Origin of the sequence: Psychrobacillus sp. FSL K6-1415 (assembly GCF_038003185.1) — a bacterium.
In the GTDB taxonomy this organism is placed as follows: domain Bacteria; phylum Bacillota; class Bacilli; order Bacillales_A; family Planococcaceae; genus Psychrobacillus; species Psychrobacillus psychrodurans.
In genome coordinates this window covers 3,482,720-3,500,787 of the sequence record NZ_JBBOOQ010000001.1, presented here as the reverse complement: position 1 = coordinate 3,500,787, position 18,068 = coordinate 3,482,720, and the positions used below count along the sequence as shown (strand labels likewise).

General features: G+C 37.4%; 13 protein-coding genes and 1 riboswitch. All 13 genes read left to right on the top strand.

Annotated elements, in window-relative coordinates; genetic code table 11:
* Nucleotides 1-192 precede the first annotated feature (192 nt).
* The 13 genes from nagA to metH all read left to right on the top strand — a co-directional run bounded on the left by nagA (nucleotide 193) and on the right by metH (nucleotide 18,056).
* Complete coding sequence (nagA, locus tag MKY60_RS16945; protein ID WP_241600217.1) at nucleotides 193-1,347, top strand: N-acetylglucosamine-6-phosphate deacetylase; 1,155 nt, start codon at nucleotides 193-195, stop codon at nucleotides 1,345-1,347.
* Between the two features lie 20 nt (nucleotides 1,348-1,367).
* Nucleotides 1,368-2,087 carry a sugar isomerase domain-containing protein gene (locus tag MKY60_RS16940; RefSeq protein ID WP_241600215.1) on the top strand — a complete coding sequence of 240 codons (720 nt, stop codon included), beginning with the start codon at nucleotides 1,368-1,370 and terminating at the stop codon, nucleotides 2,085-2,087.
* Between the two features lie 123 nt (nucleotides 2,088-2,210).
* Nucleotides 2,211-2,909, top strand: a complete 699-nt coding sequence (locus tag MKY60_RS16935) for a glucosamine-6-phosphate deaminase (RefSeq protein WP_093495987.1) — start codon at nucleotides 2,211-2,213, stop codon at nucleotides 2,907-2,909.
* Between the two features lie 412 nt (nucleotides 2,910-3,321).
* Nucleotides 3,322-5,346 (top strand): PAS domain S-box protein, encoded by a 2,025-nt coding sequence (locus tag MKY60_RS16930; RefSeq protein ID WP_340930701.1) that lies wholly within the window; start codon nucleotides 3,322-3,324, stop codon nucleotides 5,344-5,346.
* A gap of 548 nt (nucleotides 5,347-5,894) precedes the next feature.
* Nucleotides 5,895-7,169: a kynureninase gene (kynU, locus tag MKY60_RS16925; protein ID WP_340930699.1), complete on the top strand. Its 1,275-nt coding sequence runs from the start codon at nucleotides 5,895-5,897 to the stop codon at nucleotides 7,167-7,169.
* Nucleotides 7,170-7,184: 15 nt separating this feature from the next.
* Nucleotides 7,185-8,015, top strand: coding sequence for a tryptophan 2,3-dioxygenase (gene kynA / locus MKY60_RS16920; protein ID WP_093495990.1), 831 nt, complete (start codon nucleotides 7,185-7,187; stop codon nucleotides 8,013-8,015).
* A gap of 13 nt (nucleotides 8,016-8,028) precedes the next feature.
* Nucleotides 8,029-8,655: an arylformamidase gene (gene kynB / locus MKY60_RS16915; protein WP_340930697.1), complete on the top strand. Its 627-nt coding sequence runs from the start codon at nucleotides 8,029-8,031 to the stop codon at nucleotides 8,653-8,655.
* A 66-nt stretch (nucleotides 8,656-8,721) separates the two neighbouring features.
* Nucleotides 8,722-9,153, top strand: coding sequence for a hypothetical protein (locus MKY60_RS16910; protein ID WP_093495992.1), 432 nt, complete (start codon nucleotides 8,722-8,724; stop codon nucleotides 9,151-9,153).
* Nucleotides 9,154-9,219: 66 nt separating this feature from the next.
* A complete protein-coding gene (locus tag MKY60_RS16905) occupies nucleotides 9,220-9,450 on the top strand; it encodes a hypothetical protein (RefSeq protein WP_340880429.1) in 231 nt (76 codons plus the stop codon).
* Between the two features lie 343 nt (nucleotides 9,451-9,793).
* Nucleotides 9,794-11,185: a protoporphyrinogen oxidase gene (locus MKY60_RS16900; RefSeq protein WP_340930695.1), complete on the top strand. Its 1,392-nt coding sequence runs from the start codon at nucleotides 9,794-9,796 to the stop codon at nucleotides 11,183-11,185.
* A gap of 116 nt (nucleotides 11,186-11,301) precedes the next feature.
* On the top strand, nucleotides 11,302-12,249 hold the full coding sequence (locus tag MKY60_RS16895; RefSeq protein ID WP_340880427.1) for an NERD domain-containing protein: 948 nt from the start codon (nucleotides 11,302-11,304) through the stop codon (nucleotides 12,247-12,249).
* A 346-nt stretch (nucleotides 12,250-12,595) separates the two neighbouring features.
* Nucleotides 12,596-12,704: riboswitch (SAM riboswitch) on the top strand.
* Between the two features lie 71 nt (nucleotides 12,705-12,775).
* Nucleotides 12,776-14,635, top strand: a complete 1,860-nt coding sequence (locus tag MKY60_RS16890) for a bifunctional homocysteine S-methyltransferase/methylenetetrahydrofolate reductase (protein WP_340930693.1) — start codon at nucleotides 12,776-12,778, stop codon at nucleotides 14,633-14,635.
* Nucleotides 14,616-18,056 (top strand): methionine synthase, encoded by a 3,441-nt coding sequence (metH, locus tag MKY60_RS16885; RefSeq protein ID WP_340930691.1) that lies wholly within the window; start codon nucleotides 14,616-14,618, stop codon nucleotides 18,054-18,056. Before MKY60_RS16890 ends, metH begins: the two co-directional genes overlap by 20 nt.
* Nucleotides 18,057-18,068: the final 12 nt, after the last annotated feature.

The window sequence follows — 18,068 nt, the reverse complement described above, 5'->3', positions numbered from 1 at the left end:
AGCCGTGCGCAGAAAGAGTCCGCCTAGAGCGAAAATCAATGTTAATTATATTTTATTGCTACTTACTCTTATTCAAATTGATTTAATTGAAAAAGCCGTTTAATATGGGATTCCACATTAAACGGCTTTTCTTTATCCTTTTAGGTTTTATTAATCTATACTGTTACTAAGCAAACTGCGGAGGTGTTATAAATGAAACAAACCATTCTCATTTCAAATGTAACTATTGTGAATTATGACCAAGAGTGTATTGGAGATCTATTGATCCGAGAGGGTAAAATTGAACAAATAGGACAAGCTTTACAAGTAGAGGCAGATGTCTATATAGATGGAACTTCAAAGAATTGGATAGTTATGCCAGGGTTTATCGATATGCATATTCATGGATCAGCTGGTTTTGACATGATGGATGCTACGGAAGAAGCACTTAGGGGGATTTCACGTTCTTTAGTAAAAGAAGGAACCACAAGCTACTTACCGACGACAATTACTCAGGCAGTGGAAGCAATTGAAGCTGCACTCAAGAATGTAAGTACGTTTGTAAATAATGAGGATGAAGCTGAAGTTATTGGAATTCATGTAGAAGGTCCATATATATCTACAAAATGGGCAGGTGCACAACCGGTTGAGCATATTACAGAACCATCTGTTGAACAATTTCTAAACTGGCAGCAACTAAGTGGTAATCGTATTAAACAAGTGACAGTTGCACCCGAAATATCTGGTGGTTTTGAATTTGTACAGGTTATGAGTAAGGAAGGTATTGTCGTTTCAATTGGACATTCAGATGCCAATTCAGAAGAAGTAGAAAAGGCAGTTCAATTAGGAGCTAAACAGGCTACTCATTTATATAACCAAATGCGTCCGTTTCATCATCGAGAACCAGGTGTAGTCGGATCAGTATTGATGGAAGACCGCATGCAAGTCGAAATTATCGTCGATTATATACATAGTCATACGAGGGCAGTAAATTTTGCATACCGTTTAAAAGGTGCAGAAGAAATAATATTAATAACCGATGCTATGCGTGCAAAAGGATTAGAGTATGGGGATTATGATCTTGGTGGACAAACTGTTCATGTCACAGAAAAAGGTGCTCATCTTTCTAGTGGTGCTTTAGCGGGAAGTATACTTACAATGGATCAGGCCGTTCGGAATATGAAACTGTCGACGAATTGTTCATTGAAGGAACTTGTTTCAATGTCCTCTACAAATGCTGCGAAACAATTAGACTTATCCCACAAAGGATATATTGGTGAAGGCTATGATGCAGATTTAGTTATATTAGATATGGAATTGAATGTACAAAAAACAATCTGTCGTGGAAATATTGTATTTGAAAATTAAATGAAAATGGTGGTGATCATTTGCAGTCCTATTGGAAAGAAATAAATTTTTTACTGGAGAAGGTTGCAGAACAAGAAAATGAGAATATAGAGAATGCTTCAAAACTGATTGCTGAGCGAATTAAAAAGGGCGGAATACTTCAATTATTTGGTTGTGGACATTCTCATCTTTTGGCCCAGGAAGCATATTACCGTGCAGGTGGGCTAGTACCTGTTGCTCCCATTAATATAGAGCCTTTAATGCTACATAAAGGTGCACTGACTTCTTCAAGTAACGAGAAAGATCCTACGCTCATCGGACAATATAAGGATCAAGTAAGCTTTGAACCGAATGACATTCTAATTGTTATTTCTACTTCTGGTCGCAATCCAGCACCAATAGATATGGCTTTCTTAGGGAAGGAAGCTGGAATTTTGGTCATCTCACTTCAATCTTTATCCTACAGAGACCAGGAAGGCCGACATGCGAGTGGTAAAAGACTAGAGGAAGTAGTAGATATCGTATTAAATACATATGTTCCTGTCGGTGACGGACTATTAAGTAATAAGGGACTGCAATACGGACCGGCTTCGACGGTTGTTGGTGCTGCACTTCTTAATGCACTCATATGCCAAGTTATCGAGGAGATAAGTAAAGAGTCTGAAGAATTACCTGTTTTTAAAAGCGCAAATCTATCAGATAGCCAGTTTCATAATGAAACCATGTTGAAGAAATACAGAAATAGAATAGATTTTACCTAGAGTAATCATTAGTGCCAGTGACTTCTCTACTTGAAGCAAATGTAGAAATTGAATATAATGATTTTTCATTCACTGTAAGTAAATAGTGCGTAATTGCAATTTAGGAAAAAGGTGGTTTAAATTATGACATTAAATTTAGAAGTTTGGGAAGATAAGGATGATTTATATAGTCGTGCTGAAGAATTATTTTCAGCACAATTAAAGAATGGTGCAACTACATTTGGATTAGCAACGGGTGGTACCATGATTCCGCTATATGAAAAACTACGAAATAGTTCGTTGGATTTTTCTCATTGTAAGAGTGTGAACTTGGATGAGTATGTGGGAATTCCACAAGGGCATCCCGAAAGCTATTATACGTTTATGCAGAATCATCTATTCGAAGCAAAACCATTCAAAGCTACATATATTCCAAATGGTGTAGCAGAAGATGTACATGCCGAAGCATTACGATATGAAGACTTATTGAAATCACTAACAGTCGATATGCAATTACTAGGTGTTGGTGTGAATGGTCATATAGGTTTCAATGAACCAGGAACGTCGTTTCATAGTGAGACAGATGTTGTCGAATTAACAGTTTCCACAAGATCTGCAAACGCAAGATTTTTTGATACAATCGATGAGGTTCCTAAGCAAGCCATTACAATGGGCATTGCCTCAATAATGAGAGCAAAGTGCATTCTTTTAATAGCAGTTGGAGAAGAAAAAAGAACGGCCATAAAAGCATTGTTAAGGGGAGATGTAACGGAAGATATTCCGGTTACCAGACTCTGCAATCACCCCAATGTTATCGTTTTAACTGATTTGAAGATGAATTGAAGTTTAGTGGAGTAATTACCTTAATGGTGATTACTCTTTTTCGTTCAGATAACTTGTTGATTAGGTATTTAGTTTTAGGGTAAATTATATCAAATAGCTATTAATAATGGTGAAATAACTACACTACACTTAAGTAAACAGTGATCTAACTATCGTTTAGTTAAGTGGAGTTTTTCTTCAGAATCTATAGATAATGTGTGCAACAAAAGTATAAGAGAATTGTTTCCCGCAAAAAAAGAATCCCATTACTTTCTCTCGAAGGACTCTCAAGTCGGTAGTCTTCTCCCAAATTTTTCCCTAAAACCTATCCATTTTATGGTCCGATTGACTGATTCATTTTTGGGAGAAATAAAATGAAATTTACTAAAATTAGTACCGAAAGTTCAAATAGTAGTACGGAAGGAAAATCTATATGGAAAGATTATTTAATAGTATTTCGTTTGATATGTATCGATTTTTAATAAGCAATAATCCTGATGCTATTTTCTTGTTAGATGAAAGTGGCCACGTGTTGGATATTAATAAAGCAGGCACTAATATATTCGGATACACTAATGCAGAACGATCAGAGTTACACTATCAGAATATCTTAGTTCCGAGTAAGGATTATAATGTGAAACGATTATTTGTAAAAACCTTACTTGGTGAATCCTGTGCTTATGAAGCAGACGCCTATCGAAGAAACGGGGATATTCTTCATTTACAAGTGAAGAATATTCCGATGTTAGACAATGGGGAAATTTTTGCTGTGATGATTATAGCGAAAGATGTGACTGAACTAGTTCAAACTAAAGCAACCCTGCTAGAAACTGCAGAGAGGCTGCACTCATTACTACATTCCTCTGCGGATGCGATTGATTTAATTGATACAAACGGGAATGTTTTGACAGTTAATCCGGCATTTGAAGAAATGTACGGTTGGAAAGTCGATGAATTGGTTGGCAAGCCATTACCGACGATCCCAAAGGAGAGAATGGATACGGTAAATAAACAACGTGATGAACTGAAAAATGGTCACCATATAAAAGGGCTAGAAGCAACCTGTTTAAAGAAAGATGGATCATCTATAGAAGTAAGTTTCACCTTATCCCCTTTGAATGACCAAAATGGTAATGTGGTTGCATTTTCTGGGATATCTAGAGACATTACTGAAAGAAAGAAAATGGAGGCAGCCCTTAGAAATAGCAAAGATAGGTACAAATCTCTACTAAATGCATCACCTGAACCCATTTATGTTTTAAGTTACGGAGTCATACGCTACATTAATCTTGCTGCAGTAGAAATGTTCGGATTTAAAAGGCCAGAACAAATGCTAGGGAGACATGTGCTAGATTTTGTTCATCCTGATTCATGGGAAGTAGTCCAAAGTAAAATTCGACGTATTACAGTAGAGGGGAATTTCCCAAAAGAAATTGTAGAGCAAAAAATGTTACGTGCAGATCGTTCGACGTTTCTAACAGAAACCACTTCTGTAGGAATTGAGTATGAAGATGAGTCAGCAGTTCAAGTGATTTTACGAGACATTACAGAAAAAAAGGTTCTTTTAGAGAACTTAGTTCATAATGAAGAAAAATACCGATTAATCGCAGAAAATATGACAGATTTAGTTTCGGTAATTGATGAAAATGGGCAGACGAACTATGTATCTCCTTCTTACTTTACTGTATTAGGAATACCTTTAAATAAATTGGAAGGGGTTTCTGCAAAGGATTTTGTGCATCCAGAAGACTTACCAAATGTTACAAAGGTGTTTAAACAAATTATGAGCACAAAAGGTTCCGCCAATTTGGATTTTAGACTTAAGCATACGACTAAGACTTGGTTATGGGTAGAGTCAAAAGCAACCTTCTTTATCGATGAACAATATGGAAAACCTTTTCTGTTAATCGTGTCTCGTGATGTGGAAGAAAAGAAGCAATTGAGAGAAGAACTAAAATTAATGGCTTTCCACGATAGTTTAACTGGATTGCCAAACCGAAGATTATTCGAAGAAAAAATGCAACAATCATTAAAAGAAGCGAAGCGCCAACAACGAAAATGTGCTTTACTCTATATGGATATCGATAAGTTTAAATGGGTAAATGACAATCTTGGTCATTCAATTGGGGATGAATTATTGAAATTATTTGCACATAGGGTGAGTAAATGCATTCGTGACAGAGACATATTAGCACGTCAAGGTGGAGATGAGTTCACCATTTTATTGTCTGATATCGAACATGAGGAAGATGCCCGTGCTTGTGCAGAGCGTATTCTAGAAAGCTTGCAGCAAGTTTGGGAAATCGGTGAACATAACTTTAAAACAACCTCAAGTATCGGTATTGCCTTCTTTCCACAAGACGGCGACAATATAAATAATTTATTCACTAATGCAGACTATGCATTGTATGAAGCAAAAAAGAGTGGACGTAATACTTATAGATTCTTTTCTCACTAACAATACGCAAAATTATAAATTTTGAAGGGTAAATGGTACTTAGCAAGGTAGAGTTTTAAATAATCAAACTTTTATATTAAATTTAGGGGCTGGTACAGAACCCCAAAACAGCATTTTTCTCTGTGAGAAAAATGCTGTTTTTTTTGCTGTGTACAAAATTGATTTCCATTCCAGGGACGCTTTCCACGGGCGTGGCCTTAGCCCGTAGTCTCAGGCAGCACGCTATTCCCGTAGGAGTCGCCCCTCCATTCCAATCAATTTAATTAAATATCCATTATTTAGTAAAGTTATCTCCTTATCCAATAAAATTTCTACTTCTGTCCTAGCCTCTTTTTTTGTGTGGAGCATTTATAGTGTTACTCGGATACTAATACTTTTTGGTGAATGTTAAGATGCATAATCTAATAGTGACCGGGGTTATTAGATTGAAAAATTTCCGTTTAACAAAATAGCCTTCCTTTCATTCATTGACACTCAATCTATTAAAACATATGATTTATATAAATAGAATGAAAATTTAGATTTCTAAAAGGTTGGTGACGTTTTAGATGCAGAGTACTATGGTGGAATATGCGAAAAGTTTAGACGAGCAAGATGCTTTGGGAAAGTATAGAAATGAATTTTATATCCAACCGAATGTCATTTACATGGATGGGAATTCCCTCGGGTTACTATCTAAGCGGGCAGAAAAGTCTGTATTAACGCTGCTAGATTCATGGAAACGATATGGTATAGATGGATGGACGCAGGGGGAGCACCCATGGTTTTATTTCCCTGAAACATTAAGTGAGATGTGTGCCCATCTAGTAGGAGCTTCAAAAGAAGAGGTTATCATAACAGGGTCTACAACGGCAAACTTACATCAATTAGTCGCTAGTTTTTATAGACCAGAAGGACTGCGTACGAAAATATTAGCGGATGAACTGAACTTTCCATCCGATTTATATGCAATTAGCAGTCAGCTATCATTGCATGGATTTAATGGTGATGAACATATGAAACTGGTAAAAAGTCGTGATGGCTATACATTACAAGAGGAAGATATTATAAGCGCGATGACTGATGACGTTGCTTTAATAATACTACCTAGTGTGTTATATCGAAGTGGTCAGGTATTAGACATTAAAATGCTGACCGAAGTAGCTCATGAGCGAAATATTATGATTGGCTTTGATTTATGTCATTCAATTGGATCTGTACCACATGAACTGGATAACTGGGATGTGGACTTTGCGTTTTGGTGTAACTATAAGCATGTGAACGGTGGGCCTGGAGCAACAGGGGGGTTATATGTAAATCGTAAGCATTTTGGAGGAAAGCCTGGACTTGCGGGATGGTTTGGTTCTGATAAAGAAAAACAATTTGATTTGTCGACTCACATGACTCCAGCAACAAATGCAGGTGCCTATCAAATCGGAACACCGCATATAATGAGTAGTGCTCCGCTATATGGATCTTTAGAAATGTTCGCAGAGGTTGGAATAGATGCCATTCGAGAAAAGTCACTAAAGTTAACCAATTATATGATGACGTTAATCGAACACGAATTAAGTGAATATAATTTTGTAATTGCTAATCCAAGGGAAACAGAGAAGCGTGGAGGTCATATATTTTTAGTACATGATGAGGCAGCTCGTATATGCAAAGCGTTAAAAGTGCAACAAGTTATTCCAGATTTTCGTTCACCAAATGGCATTCGTTTAGCACCAGTTGCATTGTATAACTCGTATGAGGATGTTTGGAAAACAGTGCAGATTTTAAAATTGATTATGAAGGAAGAGCTTTATAAAAAGTATGAAAATAAACGTGATGTTATTGCTTAAGAAAGGAGGTATAGCATGCCAGATGATAATAGGGAAAGTGGAATACATACCGATTTTCGAGAAGAAATGACGTATGGTGAATACTTGCAGCTAGATAATTTATTGGCCAGTCAACAAAGGTTATCAGGACATCATGATGAAATGCTGTTCATAATTATTCATCAGGTTAGTGAACTTTGGATGAAACTTATATTGCATGAACTTACGAGTGCAATTCAAGCTATACAAGCGGATAAAATGCAATCTGCATTTAAAATGTTAGCACGAGTGACGAAAATTCAAACACAAATTATCCAGGCTTGGGATGTCCTTTCCACACTAACACCTGCAGAGTATTTAGAGTTTCGAGATAAGCTGGGCAAGGCTTCTGGCTTTCAATCGTTTCAATATAGACAAATTGAATTTGCCCTTGGCTATAGGACTAAGCATATACTGAAGATTTACGAACAAGAGACAGAATTGTATGAAGAGCTGCAAGATGCTTTTCATGCACCAAGTATTTATGATGTTTCAATTCAAGCTTTGGATCGAGCTGGGTTTCCGATAAATACTCAGTTATTGAATCGAGATTATTCCATTACGTACGTCGGAGATGAATCAGTAGCAAATGCATGGAAAGAAGTTTATCAAAACGTCGATAAGTACTGGAATTTGTATCAATTAGCAGAAAAGTTAGTAGACGTAGAAGACTGGCTCCAGCAGTGGCGCTTTCGTCATATGAAAACGGTAGAAAGAATAATAGGATTTAAAAAAGGCACTGGAGGATCATCTGGTGTGAATTATTTACGGCATGTATTAGACCATCGTTTCTTCCCAGAGCTTTGGGATTTACGTACAAATTTATAGGGAGGTCAGGAAAATGAACAAAGAATGGATTGATATTACACAAACTATCTCGACTAGAATAGCAACATGGCCAGGGGATACTATTTTTGAATATGAACTTACCGCTACAAAGGAAGAGGGGGGTGCTGCAAATGTTGGGACGATAACAGCAAGTTTGCATACAGGAACTCATGCAGATGCTCCATTTCATTATGTAAGTGAAGGAAAGACACTGGATATGCTCGACGTTAATATGTATATTGGACGTGCAAAAGTGGTTAGTGTCGTTGGTGCTTCCGAGATAGGTAGGGAGGAATTAGAGGGGGTTGATTTAACGGGTGTAGAGCGTTTGCTTTTAAAAACGACGAATACAGCATCACCTGAAAAATTCCCTGAAAAGATTAATACATTGAAGCAAAATATTGGACCATTTTTAAAGGAAAAGGGTATTTTTCTAATCGGCACAGACCAACCATCAGTTGATGGGATAGAAAGTAAGGAGCTATTAGCGCATCATTCACTGTTTAGAAATGATGTATATATTATAGAAAATCTCTTGCTGGAAAATGTAGAGCCTGGTGATTATGATTTAATCGCTTTACCTTTGAAAATTGAAGGGGCGGACGGAAGCCCCATACGTGCAGTGCTAAAAAAAATATAATAGACGGGATAGATAGCACTTTAATATGCTAGTCTATCCTTTTCTATTTTAAAAGGAGGAGCTAGAATGAAAAGGTTTTTATTTATTTTCTTTTCCACAGCAGTAATTGGATTTGTTTTTTATTTTGGGATGGATTATCAAATGAGATTAAGAGAAAAGTCAGCAATCATATTTGATATTAAGCCTTATATATCATTTGCAAGCTTTTTCTCTATTTTTATTGGAATGTTGTTACGATTACCCAAACTAATTTTAGAAATTAGAGAAAAACAAAGGTGGTCATTCGATTGGATGAAGTTCATCGTAATTGGAATACCATCTCTCTATATTGCAATGATTCCACTTTTTGCTATTGTCTATGGAATGAATTTATGGTTTTCAAATGTGGTTATGCTACTAGGGGATATAACATTCACAACAATAGCTGGGGTAATATTTGGCTATGTATTGTTAGATAGCTTAAACAGTAAAGCTTCCACAACTATTAAAGTACTTTAGCAGAGTGGAGCATAAAGCCCAGTATCAATCAAAGATTCAGGGCTTTTACATATGGAGGTGTAGTTTATGAGAAAGTTATTACTATCTTTATTGGGTGGAACCATAATTGGATTAATTGTGTCTTTTACTCTTATGGATTATAGAGATATAAAATATGAAATTAGAAATCAGGGTGGAATAGAATCCAGGTGGATAAGAGAAATGGATCTTGATTTTGTCTTCAATGCCTCAGCATTAATTATCGGGATATCAGTTTTAATTTTTATTGTTTGGACTTTTATTGAGAAAAGATGCTAATAATTGGTCTTTTTTATAAGAAAGCCCAAATTGCTAAGAGTGTGCAAAAGGCAGCTACCATAAATATTACTTCAACATGTATACTAAAAACTCCAAAAAATATTGCGGCTGCAAGTTTAGAAAATGTCGTCCAACCAAGCAGGCTTTTTTTAAAATAGTTTCCACATAAATTTAATCCTCTGCATACGTATTATCTCCTCCTACTCTTAATTACTGAATAACTTCTTTAGAACTAACTTCTTTAATTGTTCATAATTTACCTTCTAGCAGTGATGTAAATCATATCAGTAATTTTCAAAAACGCTTATACTAGTTGTATGAATTGATATAAGGAGTGGTTAGGTTGAAAAAAATAGTGGTTATTGGTGGCGGAATCACAGGGCTTTCTACTATGCATTATTTGCAAAAACTTAAAAACGAAAAATCTTTAGACATAGAGCTAGTATTAGTTGAAGCGAACGAGTACTTAGGTGGCAAAATCCATACCATGCAGGAAGACAACTTCATTATGGAGGTTGGAGCTGATTCAATTGTTGCAAGAAACGAAGCAATCACAAATTTAATTGAAGAGCTAAATCTTGAAGAAGAAAAAGTGTATAACTCTACAGGCATTTCGTATATTTACACAAACAATGAGTTACATGCAATTCCTGCAGACACTGTATTCGGTATTCCCACAAGTATTGAATCATTAAATAGCAGCACGCTAATATCAGATGCTGGGAAAAAAGAAGCATTAAAGGATTTAGAATTACCAAATGAGAGCTTCACAAAAGAAAGCTCAGTCGGGTCATTTTTAGAGTATTTCTTAGGGAAAGAATTAGTTGAAAAACAAATTGTGCCTGTGTTATCAGGTGTTTATTCTGGTGATCTCAATAAACTTTCTATCGCCACTACACTACCTTATTTGATTGACTATAAAAATAAATACGGCAGTATAATTAAGGGGTTAGAGGAAAACAGAGCAAAATTCCAAGCAGCAGCTAATAAAAAGTTCATTTCTTTCCAAAATGGACTTTCCACACTAATTGATCGCTTAGAGGAAGTGCTGGGCGAATCTACGATTATTAAAGGTGTGGCAACAAAGAAAGTAGAGAAGAAGGATGGACGTTATTCGGTTTTATTGACTAATGGGGAAACGGTTGAAGCAGATAGTGTAGTGCTAGCTACTCCTCATAATGTAGCGCAGCTGATTCTTCAAGATGAACAGTTGGATACCGATTTCAATAGACTAAAAAATTCATCTCTTATTAGTGTATATCTTGGATTTGATATTCCAGATAATCAGCTTCCAGCAGAGGGCACTGGTTTTATCGTATCTGAAAATAGTGATGTGAAATGTAATGCATGCACGTGGACAAGTCGTAAATGGACACACACGTCAAAAGACAATCAATTACTTGTTCGTATGTTCTATAAGAGCTCAAGTTCTGCCTTTGAGAGCATGAAGAATATGAGTGAAGAAGAGCTAGTAGAAGTTGCGCTCCAAGATATTAAAATAAGCTTGAAATTAACGGGCAAACCTGAGGTAATAGAAGTAACAAAATGGAACGATCAAATGCCAAATTATCATCTAGCACACGGGGATGCAATTCAATCATTAACAGCTAAGATGGCTGGTGAGATGCCAAATGTGGTGTTGGCTGGTTGTTCTTATTACGGGGTTGGAATTGTAGCTTGCATTAAGAACGGTAGAGAAACAGCAGAAAATATTATAAATTCAATAGTTGATTAAGTTTGCTGGCCAAAATTCATTTTTGGCCATTTTTTTATGGGGAAAATTGAATAGTTGCTTATTTGGTGAAATTTACATTTTCTTTTGTTGTGCTACGATTCAATTGGAGGTGAAGTATGCTTAAAGTAATGGATTCTTGCGAATATAATTTAATTGGTTTACAAATGTTAGCAAAAAGATTGAATGATACACATCCTCAAAAGGAGATAATCTTAGCTAAAGAAAAGGCAGCAAAAGCTGGACTGCAAGGTGAACGTAGAATAAGTGAAGTTTTTGCGAAATATACATTTCCTTTTGAATACTTTTTCGTTGAAAATATCGGATTAGATTCAAACGGTAAGTTCCAAATAGATGCTATCTTTCTTACTCCCTATTTCTTAGTAATTCTCGAAAGTAAAAATATAAGTGGAAAGTTATTTTTCAAACAAAACCCTGCGCAGTTAGAGCGCGAAACACTCGATGGTAAAATCGATGTTTTTGAAAGCCCAGAAATCCAGTTATCGCGAAATATTCATTTGCTACAAGAATGGCTGGGAAATCATGGGCTGACAATCCCAATATACGGTGTGATTGTTCTTAGCAATCCAAAAGTGAGAGTAATTGAACCACCGAAAAAACTTAGTGCTATTCTTCCCCAAACCATCCCAGTATATTTACGTAATCTTCCCCGCGAAAATGTATATTTTGATTCTGAAAAAATGAAAAAATTTGAAAATCAAATAAAAGTAGGTCAACAAACTTATATTCCCTTTCCAATGTGCGGACGCTGGGGTATTAATCCTAAAGATTTAAGAAGCGGTGTCCAGTGTGAAAGCTGTGATTTTCATGGAATGGAAAAAAGAAAAAATGGCTGGACTTGTCCTCGTTGTGGCTATTTTGATAAGCTCGGACATGAAAAGGCCATAAGGGATTGGTTTATGCTGATTAGTGATACTATAACTAATAAACAATGTAGAGACTTTCTTCATTTAGAATCAAAATATATCGCGCACAGAATCTTGCAATCAATGAATTTAACCAAGATAGGAACATCCAGAAACACTAAGTATAAATGGATATGGTAAAGCACCTGTGCATATACTGAAAAAGATAGAAAAAGAGTGAATCGCTAGAATGTAGCGAAGAATCGCTAGAATGTAGCGAAGAATCGCTAGAATGTAGTGAAGAATCGCTAGAATGTAGTGAAGAATCGCTAGAATGAAGCGGAGAATCGCTAGAATGTAGCGGAGAATCGCTAGAATGCAACGGAGAATCGCTAGAATGTAGCGAAGAATCACTAGAATGAAGAAGAAAATCACTTAAATAGGATAAATAAACACTAAGAGAAGTGTATAGAAAATTCAAAACACATCTTGACGCTTTAATGGAATAAAGGTACGATATGTTTAATTAAAAAATTGAATAATGAAATTCTTATCAAGAGAAGCCGAGGGACTGGCCCTACGAAGCTTCAGCAACCAGCCAATTAATTGGTCAGGTGCTAAATCCAGCAGACTTAACAAAGTCTGAAAGATGAGAAGGTGGTATCTTGCATACTCGTAAAGCCTTCTTTTCATGGAAGGCTTTTTTATATGGAGAGGATGGATACAAATGGGTTTATTAGAGAAGTTACAGTCGTCCATACTGACAGCGGATGGGGCAATGGGTACGCTACTTTATTCGTACGGAATTGACTATTGCAATGAAGAATTAAACATTCAAAAGCCGGAAATCATTGAGAAGATACATCAGGATTATATTGAGGCCGGAGCAGATATTATTCAAACGAATACGTATGGAGCGAATGCCATTAAATTGGCGCGTTACGGGCTAGAAAACCAAGTGAAAGAAATAAATGAAGCGGCTATCCAAATTGCTAAAAGAGCTGCTGCACCCGGAAACCAATTTGTCATAGGTACGATTGGGGGCATTAGAGGAATTCGGAAAAGTGATGCCACGCTCGGTGAGATTATCCATTCACTCGATCAGCAAGCCATCCAGCTGTTAGCGGGAGATCCAGATGGTTTATTACTCGAAACCTATTATGACTTAGAAGAATTAAAGACTACTGTGACTCATCTTCGTACCTTAACTGATATACCAATTATAGCCCAAGTATCCATGCATGAGCCTGGTATTTTGCAAAATGGCTTACCACTTAATGATGCTCTGCTTCAGCTTGAAGCAATTGGAGCGAACATAGTTGGAGTCAACTGTCGACTAGGTCCCCATCATACAATTCAAGCATTTGAAGGAGTAAAACTTCCGAATAAGGCTTTTCTCTCTGCTTATCCAAATGCTAGTTTACTGGATATAGATGAAGGGCGAATTGTCTATGAGTCCGATGCTGAATATTTTGGAAAAGCGGCGTTATATCTTAGGGATGCTGGAGTACGACTAATAGGAGGTTGCTGCGGGACGACACCAAAGCATATCGAAGCAGTAAAAAAACATATTGGTCATTTAGCGCCGATTACGAGTAAGGTTGTTGAAAACAGAAAGCCGATTATTATTCAAGACGCCAAGCCGACTAACACACTGGCTCTCCATGAAAAAGCAAAAACAGAAAGGACGATTATTGTTGAGCTAGACACTCCTCGTCATCTTGACACGACTACATTCATGGAAGGTTCAGAAAAGCTATATGCTGCTGGAATTGATGCAGTGACAATGGCGGATAACTCATTAGCCTCCCCACGTATTAGTAATATGGCAATGGGCTCGATGTTAAAACACCAAAAAAATATTAGACCGCTTGCTCATATTACATGCCGTGATCGTAATTTAATCGGTCTTCAATCTCATTTAATGGGGCTGGATGCGCTTGGAATCCATGATATTCTTGCTGTAACTGGAGACCCGACGAAAATTGGTGATTTCCCTGGGGCGACAAGTGTTTATGATGTATCAAGCCTAGAATTGATACAACTAATCAAACAATTAAACGAAGGTATTTCTTTCTCAGGAAAGTCACTACGAAAAAAAGCTAATTTCTCCGTAGCTGCTGCTTTTAATCCGAACGTTCGTGTTCTGGACCGTGCAGTGAAGCGACTAGAGAAGAAAATAGAATGTGGAGCAGATTATTTCATCACACAACCTGTCTACTCGAAAGATAAAATTCATGAAATTTATGAAGCGACTAAGCATTTATCAACCCCTATTTTCATTGGAATTATGCCACTGACTAATAGTCGTAATTCAGAATTCCTTCACAACGAAGTACCAGGTATAAAATTGTCCGAAGAGGTACTGGAGCGTATGCGTTTATGTGGAGATGATAGAGAGCTAGCTACTGCAGAAGGTATCCAAATTTCAAAGGAATTAATAGATACAGCAGCGAAGCTATTCAACGGTATTTATATAATTACGCCATTTTTCCGATACGATATGTCTCTTGAATTAATTCATTATATTCAAGAGATTGATCGAAAGAAAGAGAGAGGGTTCAGCTATGTCCAAACATCTAATTGAGCAACAACTCCAAGAAAGAATACTAATTATTGACGGTGCAATGGGAACGATGATTCAAAATGCGGATCTTAATCCCGAAGATTTCGGAGGGGATGAATACGACGGTTGTAATGAGTATTTAAATATAGTAAAACCGGATGTTATTGAACACGTCCATCGTGAATATTTAGCTGCTGGTGCTGATATTATTTGTACGAATACATTTGGTGGAACTCCTGTAGTGTTAAATGAATATGATCTCGGTAATCAGGCATATGATATTAACTTTCGTGCAGCTCAGCTAGCTAAAATATGTGCAGAGGAATTTTCTACTTCGGATTGGCCGAGATTTGTAGCGGGGGCAATTGGACCGACGACAAAAACATTATCAGTCACAGGTGGTATCACATTCGATGAACTTACGAACGACTTTTATGTGCAAGCAAAGGCTTTAGTAGAAGGTGGAGTAGATGTTATCTTACTGGAAACTAGTCAAGATATGCTGAATGTGAAGGCTGCAACAATCGGTATCAAACAGGCGTTTAAGGAATTGAATAAAGAGCTACCTATTATGATTTCAGGAACCATAGAGCCAATGGGAACGACACTTGCAGGGCAAAGTATCGAAGCGTTCTATATTTCAATCGAGCATATTAAACCACTTTCGGTAGGCTTAAATTGTGCGACAGGACCAGAATTTATGACAGATCATATCCGCTCGTTATCTGAGTTGTCGGATGGATATGTGAGCTGTTATCCAAATGCCGGCTTACCAGATGAAGAAGGGCATTACCATGAATCTCCAGAATCACTCTCTAAAAAGCTAAGAGGCTTTGCTGAAAAGGGATGGTTAAATGTTGTGGGTGGATGCTGTGGAACGACCCCTGCTCATATTCGAGCAGTCCGAGAAGCAGTACAAGATCTTGCTCCACGTAAACCGGTAGAGTTGGGTCGACAAGGGCATGTTGTTTCTGGAATTGAGCCTCTTCAATATGATGAGTCAATGCGTCCTTTATTCATAGGGGAGCGTACGAATGTAATAGGTTCTCGGAAGTTTAAACGTTTAATCGTGGATGAAAAGTTTGAAGAAGCATCTGAAATTGCGCGAGCACAGGTTAAAGGTGGAGCTCATGTTATTGATATTTGCCTCGCAAATCCCGACCGCGATGAACTAGAGGATATGACTAACTTCATGAAAGAGGTCGTGAAAAAAGTTAAAGTACCACTTGTTATTGATTCGACAGATGAAAAAGTAATAGAAGTAGCACTTAAATATTCCCAAGGAAAAGCAATCATCAATTCCATTAACTTAGAGGACGGGGAAGAGCGATTTGAAGCAGTAATGCCTCTAGTGAAAAAGTACGGTGCGGCAGTAGTAGTTGGAACAATTGATGAAGTAGGAATGGCGGTGACAAGGGAGAGGAAGTTAGAAATCGCAGAACGTTCCTATGATTTACTAGTAAATAAATGGGGACTTGCACCAGAAGATATAATTTTTGATCCTCTTGTATTCCCAGTCGGAACAGGAGACCAACAATATATAGGATCAGCAGTTGAGACAATTGAAGGTATCCGTCTAATAAAAGAGAAGCTACCACGAGCATTGACTATTTTAGGAGTTAGTAATGTATCATTTGGTCTTCCACCAGTTGGTCGTGAAGTGCTGAATGCTGTCTATTTATACCACTGTACGCAAGCTGGACTGGACTACGCGATTGTAAATACTGAAAAGCTTGAAAGATATGCGTCTATTCCTAAACTGGAAATCGACATGGCAAATGAGCTATTATTTACAACGACTGATCAGACACTTGCTGATTTTACCGATTTTTACCGCGATAAAAAGAAAGAAAAAACCGAGGATGATATACCAAAAACAGTACCAGAACGTCTTGCTTATTATGTTATTGAGGGGACAAAAGAGGGACTTATCCCTGATTTAGAAGCTGCACTTCAAATGTATGATGCTCCGCTAGATGTCATTAATGGCCCTTTGATGAAGGGGATGGCTGAAGTAGGGCGACTGTTTAATGGCAATCAGTTAATAGTTGCAGAGGTTCTTCAAAGTGCAGGTGTAATGAAGGCATCTGTTGCTTATTTGGAGCAGTTCATGGAGAAAAAAGAGGATGACTCTGGTAAAGGTAAAATCGTTCTAGCTACTGTTAAGGGCGATGTGCATGATATCGGAAAAAACTTAGTAGACATCATATTAAGTAACAATGGATATAAAGTAATCGATGTCGGAATTAAAGTAACTCCAGCGACTTTAATAGAGGTTATTCGAAAGGAAAAGCCCGATATTATTGGACTTTCTGGACTCCTTGTAAAGTCAGCACAGCAAATGGTTATTACTGCTCAAGATTTTAAAGAAGCAGGTATTGATGTCCCTATACTTGTAGGGGGGGCAGCTCTCTCTCGTCGTTTTACCGAAACGAAAATTTCCGCTCAATATGATGGACCAGTCCTATATGCAAAAGATGCGATGCAGGGACTAGATCTTGCCAATCGATTGCAAAATGAAGAGGATAAAGAGACTTTATTAGTCGAACTTGGAGTTCAACAGGAAAAAAGAAAAATTGCAGAAGCTAATCGCTCAGCAAAGCAGGCAGTGGCTGTTTTAGAAAAACCAGTAAAAACCGTACGTGATGATGTTCGGGTATATGTACCAAAGGATGTTCGGAGACATGTACTAAAGGATTACTCCGTCGCGCACTTACACCCATATGTGAATATGCGAACATTGATAGGTCATCATTTAGGATTAAAAGGGTATAGTGAAAAACTATTAGCAGAGAAAGACGAGCGGGCAACAAATTTACATGAATTAGTCACTGGATATTTACAGTCGGATATTTTGAAGCCACAAGGGGTATATCAATTTTTCCCTGCACAAGCGGATGGAGATGATGTAATTATCTATGACCCAACCGACTCGAAAACAGAAATCGAGCGTTTCACATTCCCACGTCAATCTGCCCAACCCTTCCTTTGTCTAGCAGATTATTTAAAATCTGTAGATAGTGGAGAAATGGATTATGTGGCACTAATGTTAGTTACTGCGGGACATGGAGTTCGTGGGGAAGCAGCAAAACTGAAAGAACAAGGGAAATTCTTAGAAAGTCATGCATTACAAGCAACTGCGCTAGAACTAGCAGAGGGATTTGCCGAACGAATTCATCAAGAAATCCGAGACCAATGGGGTTTTCCTGATGCAACCGATTTTACCATGCGCGATCGTTTTGCTGCAAAATACCAAGGCCAGCGATTTTCCTTCGGGTATCCAGCCTGTCCAAATCTAGATGATCAAGCAAAACTGTTTGGCTTGATAAAACCTGAAATCATTGGAGTAGAGCTTACTGAAGAATTCATGATGGAACCAGAAGCATCCGTTTCTGCCATTGTATTTGCACATCCAGATGCTAGGTACTTTGTTGTAGATTAAAAATAAAACACT

Bases quoted from the DNA above. Each gene is read 5' to 3' on its own strand.
- nagA (WP_241600217.1), top strand. From the start codon at position 193: ATGAAACAAACCATTCTCATTTCAAATGTAACTATTGTGAATTATGAC.
- MKY60_RS16935 (WP_093495987.1), top strand. From the start codon at position 2,211: ATGACATTAAATTTAGAAGTTTGGGAAGATAAGGATGATTTATATAGT.
- MKY60_RS16930 (WP_340930701.1), top strand. From the start codon at position 3,322: ATGGAAAGATTATTTAATAGTATTTCGTTTGATATGTATCGATTTTTA.
- kynU (WP_340930699.1), top strand. From the start codon at position 5,895: ATGCAGAGTACTATGGTGGAATATGCGAAAAGTTTAGACGAGCAAGAT.
- kynA (WP_093495990.1), top strand. From the start codon at position 7,185: ATGCCAGATGATAATAGGGAAAGTGGAATACATACCGATTTTCGAGAA.
- kynB (WP_340930697.1), top strand. From the start codon at position 8,029: ATGAACAAAGAATGGATTGATATTACACAAACTATCTCGACTAGAATA.
- MKY60_RS16910 (WP_093495992.1), top strand. From the start codon at position 8,722: ATGAAAAGGTTTTTATTTATTTTCTTTTCCACAGCAGTAATTGGATTT.
- MKY60_RS16905 (WP_340880429.1), top strand. From the start codon at position 9,220: ATGAGAAAGTTATTACTATCTTTATTGGGTGGAACCATAATTGGATTA.
- MKY60_RS16895 (WP_340880427.1), top strand. From the start codon at position 11,302: ATGCTTAAAGTAATGGATTCTTGCGAATATAATTTAATTGGTTTACAA.
- MKY60_RS16890 (WP_340930693.1), top strand. From the start codon at position 12,776: ATGGGTTTATTAGAGAAGTTACAGTCGTCCATACTGACAGCGGATGGG.
- metH (WP_340930691.1), top strand. From the start codon at position 14,616: ATGTCCAAACATCTAATTGAGCAACAACTCCAAGAAAGAATACTAATT.